10 protein-coding genes are annotated in these 8,716 nt (G+C 73.2%); 4 read left to right on the forward strand and 6 right to left on the reverse strand.

Going from position 1 to position 8,716, the window contains the following annotated elements:
• Positions 1-1,166, reverse strand: a 1,166-nt coding sequence (locus ACTS11_RS07370; protein WP_442639682.1) for an AI-2E family transporter, incomplete at its 3' end; no start/stop codon positions are given.
• A gap of 930 nt (positions 1,167-2,096) precedes the next feature.
• On the opposite strand from ACTS11_RS07370, the gene ACTS11_RS07375 reads away from it, so the two are divergent.
• Positions 2,097-2,555: a PRC-barrel domain-containing protein gene (locus ACTS11_RS07375; RefSeq protein WP_442639683.1), complete on the forward strand. Its 459-nt coding sequence runs from the start codon at positions 2,097-2,099 to the stop codon at positions 2,553-2,555.
• A gap of 219 nt (positions 2,556-2,774) precedes the next feature.
• Here the strand turns inward: ACTS11_RS07375 and ACTS11_RS07380 are convergent, their stop codons facing one another.
• The 3 genes from ACTS11_RS07380 to ACTS11_RS07390 are packed head-to-tail and all read right to left on the reverse strand — an operon-like array spanning position 2,775 to position 3,861.
• Complete coding sequence (locus ACTS11_RS07380; RefSeq protein ID WP_442639684.1) at positions 2,775-3,251, reverse strand: baeRF12 domain-containing protein; 477 nt, start codon at positions 3,249-3,251, stop codon at positions 2,775-2,777.
• Positions 3,244-3,456, reverse strand: coding sequence for a hypothetical protein (locus tag ACTS11_RS07385; RefSeq protein ID WP_442639685.1), 213 nt, complete (start codon positions 3,454-3,456; stop codon positions 3,244-3,246). Before ACTS11_RS07385 ends, ACTS11_RS07380 begins: the two co-directional genes overlap by 8 nt.
• Positions 3,457-3,474: 18 nt before the next feature.
• Positions 3,475-3,861 carry a DUF4112 domain-containing protein gene (locus ACTS11_RS07390; RefSeq protein ID WP_442639686.1) on the reverse strand — a complete coding sequence of 129 codons (387 nt, stop codon included), beginning with the start codon at positions 3,859-3,861 and terminating at the stop codon, positions 3,475-3,477.
• A gap of 798 nt (positions 3,862-4,659) precedes the next feature.
• On the opposite strand from ACTS11_RS07390, the gene ACTS11_RS07395 reads away from it, so the two are divergent.
• The 3 genes from ACTS11_RS07395 (at position 4,660) to dps (ending at position 7,375) form a co-directional block, all read left to right on the forward strand.
• Positions 4,660-6,123: a TrkH family potassium uptake protein gene (locus tag ACTS11_RS07395; protein ID WP_442639687.1), complete on the forward strand. Its 1,464-nt coding sequence runs from the start codon at positions 4,660-4,662 to the stop codon at positions 6,121-6,123.
• Positions 6,124-6,145: 22 nt separating this feature from the next.
• The gene (locus ACTS11_RS07400; protein WP_442639688.1) at positions 6,146-6,817 is read left to right on the forward strand and encodes a potassium channel family protein; all 672 of its coding nucleotides are present in this window, start codon (positions 6,146-6,148) and stop codon (positions 6,815-6,817) included.
• Positions 6,818-6,892: 75 nt separating this feature from the next.
• On the forward strand, positions 6,893-7,375 hold the full coding sequence (dps, locus tag ACTS11_RS07405) for a DNA starvation/stationary phase protection protein Dps (RefSeq protein ID WP_442639689.1): 483 nt from the start codon (positions 6,893-6,895) through the stop codon (positions 7,373-7,375).
• A 131-nt stretch (positions 7,376-7,506) separates the two neighbouring features.
• Here the strand turns inward: dps and ACTS11_RS07410 are convergent, their stop codons facing one another.
• Both ACTS11_RS07410 and ACTS11_RS07415 read right to left on the reverse strand, forming a co-directional pair.
• Positions 7,507-8,172, reverse strand: a complete 666-nt coding sequence (locus ACTS11_RS07410; protein ID WP_442639690.1) for a hypothetical protein — start codon at positions 8,170-8,172, stop codon at positions 7,507-7,509.
• 258 nt (positions 8,173-8,430) lie between these two features.
• A partial coding sequence (locus ACTS11_RS07415) for a PDZ domain-containing protein (RefSeq protein WP_442639691.1) occupies positions 8,431-8,716 on the reverse strand: 286 nt, incomplete at its 5' end.

Below are 8,716 nucleotides of genomic sequence, written 5' to 3' on the forward strand. Positions count from 1 at the left end.
TGCGGCCCGGGCCGGGGATCGGGCCGCGGTCCCTCCGGCGGCGCGCCGCCCTGCCCTGGCCCGCGCTCCCCGGCGGCCAGCCTCCCCCGCTCGCGCCGCGGCAGGTCGCGCGGGTCCCAGTCGAGATGGCCGAGGATGTAGAGCGACCAGACCAGAACCGGGATCGCCACGATGCCGCCCACCGGCCCCCAGAGCCAGAGCCAGAACACCAGAGACACGAAGACCAGGAGCGGGTTCACCGCCATGTTCCGCCCCACCAGCGCGGGCGTCACGAACTGGCCCTCGGTCATGTTCAGGCCGACATAGACCGCGACCGGCAGGAAGCTCATGGCGCCCTCGAAGGTCAGGATGCCCGCGACGGCGAAGGCGGCGGCGAGGACGGCGGGCCCGAGGTAGAGCACGAAGTTGAAGAGGAAGGCCGCGAGCCCCCAGATCATCGGCTGCGGCAGCCCGATGATTGTCATGGCGAGCCAGATCACCACGCCGAAGCCCGCGTTGATGAGCGTGATCGTCAGGAAGTAGCGCGACACCCGCCGCTCGGCGCGGCAGAGCATCTCGGCGCTCAGGAAGGTCGCGCCGCGGTCCACGCGCTCGTAGATGTCGCGCCGACCGAGGAGGAAGAAGTAGAAGGTCCCCGCGAAGATCAGGAGCGCGGCGGCGAAGGACGGCGCATAGACCAGCGCGTCCAGGACGCCGGGAACGCGGACGGCGCCCTCCTCGTCCGGCGCGTCCGCCGCGTCGGCGTCCCCGGCGCCCGCGGCGGCGGCGGGGGCGTTGGCGCGCTCCTCCTCCTCGCCGCTCAGCGCGTCGGACACGGTCTCCTGCAGTGCCTCCACGCCCGACAGGAACCCGCGGAGCGTGTCGAGAAGCCCCGTCACCTCCTGCCAGATCGCGGGCGCGTTCCGGATCGTGAGCGTGACGGTGGGCTCGAGCGCCGCGAAGAGCGTGGCGATCAGCAGCACGAGAAGCCCGAGAACCACGAGCGCGGCGAGCGTCCGCGGCAGGCGCAGCCGCTCCACCCCGTCGGCGAGGGGCGCGCAGACGACGCCGAGGACCAGCGCGCTCAGCACCGGCGCGAAGAGACCCTGCCCCACCCGCAGCACGGCGAAGACGGCGATCAGCGCGAGGACGCCCAGAAACAGCGTCTGCGCGGTGCGGTGGTTCATGTCGGTCGGGCTCCCCCGGGAAGGTCAGGGATGTGAACCCCCCGGCCCGCCTCCGGGTTCCCGACGCCGGACGCGCCGAAGGTTGCGGCACCCGGCCACCGACCCCGCGCCCTTGAACGCGCACCCGGAACCCGCGCCGCCGGGCCCGCCGCCGGAACCCGCGCCGCCGGACCCGCATCCGGAACCCGCGGACCGCCCCCGCGCCTCTGAACCCCCGCGCCGGAACCGGTGGCTCACCCCTCGCGATCCGCTCCGCTCCCCTGAACCACGGCGCCACCCACATCCGCGCCACGACCCCGGCCGGAACCCCCGCCCCGACGCCCCGGAGCCGGTGGCTCCGGCCTCGCCACCCGATCCGCTCCCCTGACCCATCCTGCCTACCGGAGCCGCACCGCGACCCCGGCGGGAACCTCCGCCCCGACGCCCCGGAGCCGCCCGCCCGCCCTCTCGCGATCCGCTCCGCTCCCCTGACCCACGGCGCCACCCACATCCGCGCCACGACCCCGACCGAAACCTTTGCGCCGGCGCCCCGGAGCCGTCCGCCCGCCCGCTCGCGATCCGCTCCGCTCCCCTGACCCACGGCGCCACACACACCCGCACCGCGACCCCAGCCGGACCCCCCGCCCCGGTGCCCCGGAGCCGTCCGCCCGCCCGCTCGCCACCCGATCCGCTCCCCTGACCCATCCTGCCTCGCGGACCCGCGCCGCCGGGCCCGCAGCCGGAACCCGCGGACCGACCCGGCACCGCCGAGCTCGCCGCCGGAGCCCGCACCCCGAAACCCCGGTTCGCGGGCCGATCCTCCGACCCGCCGCGCGGAGGCTTCGCCCCGCTCTCGCGCCCGGACCGCGCGCCGCGATCCAGCGCCCCCGGAACCCGCGACAGGTCCGGGCCGTTGGAGACGGACAGCGACTGACAAGGAGACAGACGACGATGAAGACCCTATCGGCAAGCCTCGCGATCCTTCTTCTGGCCGCCCCCTACGTCATGGCCCAGGCCGATGACGGCCTCGAGGGCGGCGCGGAGGAGATAAACCTTCTCGGCATGCAGGGCGAGCTGATCCGCTCGCGCGACATCACCGGCGGCGACGTCTACACGACGAACGCGGCACAGGACGAAGGCTGGGAGTTCGACAACGTCCATGACGGGATCGGCGCGGACTGGAACCGCATCGGCGAGATCGAGGACCTCGTGCTCGACCGTGGCGGGCAGATCGTCGGCATCGTGGCCGAGGTCGGCGGCTTCCTCGACATCGGCGACAAGCACGTGGTGATCGAGGTGGACGACCTGAACCTCGTGGCCGTGGACGACGTGAGCTACGCCTACGTCACGCGGCTGAACGAGGAGGATCTCGAGGCGATGCAGGACGTGGACGAGGGGTTCTGGGACTGAGACCGCTTCTTCTCCCATCGGGAGATGCGAGAGGGCCGCGCCGACCGCGCGGCCCTTTCCCTGTCGCCGAAGGGCCGCGTTCGGACCGGTCGGTTTCACATCCTCGGCCCCTTCGGCACCGCGAAAAGGGTGCGATCCCCCCTCTCGGGCCGCCCTCTCGGGCACCCGCGGTCCGTGGAGGCGCAGGGGCCGCGGACCGCGCGGCCCCTATCGTCGTTCTCAGCCCGCCTCCTTCAGTTCGGCGGTCAGGATCACCTCCACCTCGTCGATCGGATGGTTGGTCAGCACCTTCGGCACCTCGAGGATGATCCGGTCGGCCACCTCGGAATGCAGCTCCTTGCGCAGGGTTCCGAGCACGACCCGGCTGGCCATGACGACGAGGTGGCGGTAGCGCTCGGCATGGGCGTCGGCATAGAGCCTCCCGGCGAGGTCCGCGGCGAAGCGCTCCTTCTCGAGCCGGTGCCAGTCGGTCTCCTGCACCGCCGAGCGCTGCACGGAGGGTCCGTCGTTGAAGCGGCCCGGCCGGTCGGTGGCCCATTCGGAGGCCTTCGGGTTCTCGTGTTCGGCCCGGTCCCGCACGACGAGGTTCATGTCCTCCTCGTCGCCCCAGTTCACCAGGAACAGCGCCTTGTCGCCGTCGGCGATCACGACCCAGGCGCCCTGCGGCAGGCCGGATCTGCGGGCGGTCCTATCCATCGCCGGCCTCCCCGCCCGTCTTGTCGGACTTGCGCACGCGCGTGGCGCCCGCCGGGCGCTCCTCGGCGCGCTTCCTCTCGTCGCGGCTGCCGATGTCGCGCGGCAGCGCGCCGTCGCTCCGCCCGGCCTGGGACACCTTGCCCTTGGCGTCGGGCACCTTGTCGGTGTCGCGGCTTCCGTCGTTCGAACGTCGTCTCTCTGCCATGTCGTCTCCTGTATGTGTTCAGGCCGCGCGCAGGCGCCCTGTCCGGGCCATCTCGCGCCGCAGGAGCGCGATGTTGCGGCGGTTGGCCTTGAAGGCGACGTCGAACACGTCGCCGAGAATGGGCACGCTGCCCACGAAGAAATCGAGGCCCGCATTGGCCGCCATGCGCGCCAGGACGCTGCGCCGCGCGCCGAGCCGCGCCCCCTCCATCATCATGTAGCCGCCCGAGGCGAGCGTCACGGCGTCGCCCAGTCCCGGCACGAGGCCGAGAATGCCGTCCCAGCCGAAACGGATGCCGAGGATCGAGAAGCGGCTGTCCAGCATGTCGGCCAGCCGGTCGAGCCGGGCGAGGCGCGCCTCGGCGTCGTCCGGGCGCTCAGCGGAGCGCGTCGCGTCCGGGGCCATGGGCACTCCATTCGGGTCGGGAGGGGCGGCTCACGGGGACCGGGGCGGGCGCGGGGCGCGCGGCGCGTTTGCCCGCCTCCCGGATCCGGTCGATGAAGTCCTTGATCGCTCTCATGGCGCCCTCCTCTGGATGGTCGGTGTGTCCTGTCGGAAACCCCCATCCCGGAGCGCAGTTCCGGCCCCGCGCAGGAGGGAACCGGAAGCCGCGGCTCCGCGTTGCACCGCCATGCCTGCGCCTTCCACACGGACGACGCCGCCGAGCGCGGACGCCGCGCGCCCGCCCTGGCCGCAAGGCGCGGACGCCGTGCGCAATGTCGGGGCCCCAGGCGCGGACGCCGCAGGCCCGCCGCGACGGTCGAGAGCGGGCCCACCGCATCCACCGTTCGCACAGCGTGGGGCGGCCGTGCGCCCCATCGGAGCGCCGCGCTCGGAAATGGCTCGGACCCTCGGTGCGCCGCGCGCCGGAACGCGCCTGCCGACCGGCCGCCTCCCCGGACAGTCTCCACGCCCGCCCACCGCCCGCCGGCCGTGCCCTCCCCGCCAGGCCGCAGGCCCGCGCCATCCGCACCGCGTGGACACGGACCAACCGCCGGGCCGTTCCGGCGACGACGCCCCGCGCCTGCCGGGCCATTCCCCCGCGCGTCCGCCGCGCCAGCCGTCCTCCGCCGGCCGGACGCCCACCAACGCCGCTCCGCGCCTGCCGCATCCGTCCGCCGCACGCGCGCCCGACGCTCGAGAACCGCACCGCGCGTCGCCTGCGTCTCCGCCTTCACCCCCCGACGTCCCCGCGCGCCCGCCATGCGCGTGAAGCGCGCCTCCGCGTTCCGCCAGGGCTCCGAGGCGATCGCGCAGCGTGCCCGGCCCCGCGTCATCGCGGTGACGCTGGCCCGCCACGCGCCGATCTTCGCCATCCTCTGCCTGCCCCCCGCCCTCGTCGCCCTGATCGAGCGCGAATGGGCGCTCGCCGCCGTCCTCGGGCTGCCCGCGCTCGGCGCGGCCGGGGTGCAGGTGGCCGCGCGCGGGCACGACCTGCCGGACGACCTGCGCGAGATCGAGGCGCTTCTCAGCGTCGCCATCGTCTTCGGCCTGAGCGCGCTCCTGACCGCGCCCGCCTTCGTGGTCCTCGGAATGCCGCCCGCCGCCGCCCTCTTCGAGGCGATGAGCGGCACGACCACGACCGGGCTCAGCATGGCGGAGGACACCGAGGCCTGGCCGCTCGCCGGCCATGTCCTGCGCGCCTGGACGCAGTGGTGCGGCGGCCTCGTGATCGCCACGGCGGTCCTCGCGCTGCTGATCCCCTCGGGCCTGCCCGCCCGCAAGCTCGGCAAGGCGGAGATCGAGCAGGGCGACCGCATCGCCTCCACGCGGCGGCAGGCGCAGCAGCTTCTGGGCGTCTATGTCGGGCTCACCCTCGTCATGGGCGCGGTCAACACCGTGACGATCCCCGGCTGGCGCGACGGGCCGCTCCTGACGCTGACGGCGATCTCGACGGCGGGCTTCTCGCCGCGCGCCGACAGCCTCGCTTCCTACGGGCCGCTCGGGCAGGGCACCGTCATGCTGACGGCCATCCTCGGGGCCGTGTCGCTCCTGACATTCGTTCTTGTCCTTCAGGGCAAGTGGCGCGACGCCTGGAGCCTCGGCTCGCTCCGTCGCGTCGTTCTGGCCGTCCTCGCCTTCTCGGCCGTCTGTGCGGGCATCCTGATCCTGCAGGGCGCGGCCCTGGTCGAGGTCTACGAGGGCGTGCTGAACCTCGTCTCCGGCCTCACCACGACGGGCTTCTCGACCGGCGCCATGCCGGCGCCGGGGCCGCTCCTCCTCGTGCTCGTCGTGGCGATGATCGCGGGCGGCGATGTCGGCTCGACGGCGGGCGGGTTCAAGCTCGCGCGGATCGGCGTCCTTCTCGACGTCTTCGGCCACGCCTTCCGCCGGCCGAGCCTGCCGCCCCGCGCCGTGGCCCCGATCCGCCACCAGGGCACGCCGGTCCGGGACCGCACGATCTCGGGCATCCTCGCGCTCGTCTTCGTCTACCTCTGCGCGATGCTGCTCCTCTGGATGCAGGTCCTCGCCCACGGGGTCCCGGCGCTCCCCGCGCTCTTCGAGGTCGTCTCGGCGCTGTCGACCGTCGGGCTCTCGACCGGGATCGTGGGCCCGGACCTCAGCCTCGACCTCACCCTCTCGCTCACCTTCGCCATGTGGCTCGGGCGGCTCGAGTTCATCGCCGTCCTGCTGCTCTTCGCGCCCCGGACGTGGACCGGGCGCTGACCGCCGGAAAGGACCCCAAGCCATGCGCATCGTCATCCTCGGCGCCTCCCGCTTCGGCGAGGCCATCGCCGCCACCCTCATCGACGCGGGCCACGAGGTCGTCATCATCGACCGTTCCCGCGAGAAGCTGGAGGAACTGGCCGAGCGGCTCGACTGCGGGATGCTCGAGGGCGACGGCACGATGCCGACGACGCTCCGCGAGGCCTGGCGCGACGAAGACGACGTCTTCGTGGCGATGACCAACGCGTCGGAGGACAACATCCTCGCCGCCCTCGTCGCCCGCTCCATCGGCTTCGGGCGGGTGATACCGCAGATCCTCTCCAACGAGCTCCTGAACGTCTGCGAGGAGCTCGACCTGAAGGACGTCATCAACCCGCACGCCACCGTCGCCCGCGACTTCGCCGAGGCGCTTCAGGACCGGGCCGAGCTCGACCACGACACCGCGCTGTCCGGCGCCCTCGCGCTGAAGCGGGTCCACGTCCCCGCCCGGCTGGCCGGGGAGAGCTACGGCGCGCTCGACCTGCCCGACGACATGCGCGGCGTCGCGCTGATCCGCGACGAGGAGGAGCGGCTCCTCTCCGACGATCTCGAGCTCGCGGAGGGCGACCACATCCTCTTCGTGCTGCCCCGCGACGACCTCGACGAGCTCGGGCGGCGTTTCCGGGGCGAAGAAGAAGAAGAGCGGCAGCCGTGACGGGGCGCCGCAGGAACCGCGCACGGGGGCACGGGATTGAGATGGGCAATTCAAGCTGAAGAAGGACACCGAGAGATGCCGACGAATTTCGCCCAAGGCCTGAACCAGGACGCCCGCGCCGAGGTCGTCGACCTGCTGAACGCCAACCTGGTCAACACGATCAGCCTGACGCTGGCGGTGAAGCAGGCGCACTGGAACCTCAAGGGGCCGGGCTTCATCGGCGTCCACGAGCTTCTGGACGACGTGGCCGACCGCCTGCGCGAGGCCGCCGACACGATGGCCGAACGCGCGGTGATCCTCGGCGGCCACGCCAAGGGCACCGTGGAGTTCGCGGCCGAGAAGGCGACGCTCGACGCCTACCCGCTCGAGGAGAGCGACATCGAGGTCCACGTGAAGGAGCTGAAGGCCCGCTTCATGGAACTCGGCCACGCGCTGCGCGAGGCCATCGAGGTGGCCGAGAAGGCGGGCGACGAGGACACCGCCGACCTCTTCACCGAAGTCAGCCGCACCGTGGACAAGGACGCCTGGTTCATCGGCGCCAACGCCAAGGCCGCCTGAGGCCGCGGGGCCGCCCGGGCAGGGTGGCCCCTTGCACTTTTCAGGCATCCATCCTTGCACTCATGGGGGCTCATCGGCCCGCTTCCGCCCGCCACCCCGACAAATCCCGACCCCGATCCCCGATTGGGGGCTCAGGCGTCCTTGCCGTCCTCGGGCAGCACCTCCACCCCGGTCACGAGGATGATCTCGCAGCCGCCGATGATCGAGCTGTCGTCCCGCCGCGTGGAGGAGCGCCAGGCCGCGATGCCGTTGCCCGTCACCTCCACGAGATAGCCGCGCAGGCGCACGCGCTGGCCCACCTCCACGGCCATCAGCGCCGCGTGGACCTCCGCGTCGGCCGGGATCAGGTGGTTGTTGGTGACCTGCTCCTCCCAGCCGTCGAACAGCACCTCGGGCGGCGCGCGGTAGCGCACGCCGCGGATCACCGCCCGGAAGGAGATCGCCTCCGCCCGCCCGGGCTCGGCCAGCCGGCCCCAGACGATCCCGAGGTCGAGCGGCGAGATGGCGCTCGTGGCGTCGTTGCGGAACTCGCGCCGCGTGACGACGCGGCCCTCGAGGACGTAGCCGTGGAGAAGCTCCGCCTCGAACCCCTCGGCGAGCGGCACCCGCATCGCGGCGATGTCGGTCTGCGCGGGCGAGCCGTCGGGGCGTGCGGTGAAGGGCAGTGCCGGGAAACGCGCGGCATCGACCGAGGTCGCCGGCGCCGCGCGCGGAGCATTCTGCTCCTGCGCCATCGTCAGGATGAATGCGGCTGCCGCGATCCCGAACAGGGTGATCCTCGCCCCTTCGTCGAACATCGGCGGTGTGCCTTTCCCGAACTGCGCGGGACGGGGCCTAGCAGGTCAAAACGGCAGCATTTTGGTCGGATTTCGTGCGGCTCGGGCCGAGGATGCGGCGGACCGCGCAACGGCGGGCGGGGTCCGGGGCCGCGCCGACCCGCCCGGCGGCCCCTGCGCGGCGGCGTTCCCGCCGCCCCGGAGACCGCGGACGGGCCGCACCGACCCGCCCGTCGGCGCCCGATGCCCCGCTCGGCGGCGGGATGCCCGCGTCGGGGCTCAGTCCGTCTCCGCCGTGTCCAGCGGCACCGGCACGTAGGCGTAGCTGCCGCCGCGGAAGAGGCGCACCAGCATCGGGCCGTCGCGCTCCATGGCGCGCTCCACGGCGTCGCGCAGCGTCTCGACCTGGCCGACGACGGCGCCCGCCGCCTCGTTGATGACGTCGCCCGGCACGATGCCGGCCGCCTCCGCGGGACTGCCCGGCTCCACCCGCTGAACGAGCAATCCCGCCACCTCGTTCGGGATGCCGTATTGCGCGCGCAGGTCGCCCGAGAGCGGCGCGACG

Source organism: Roseicyclus sp., from assembly GCF_052168335.1.
GTDB lineage: Bacteria > Pseudomonadota > Alphaproteobacteria > Rhodobacterales > Rhodobacteraceae > Roseibacterium.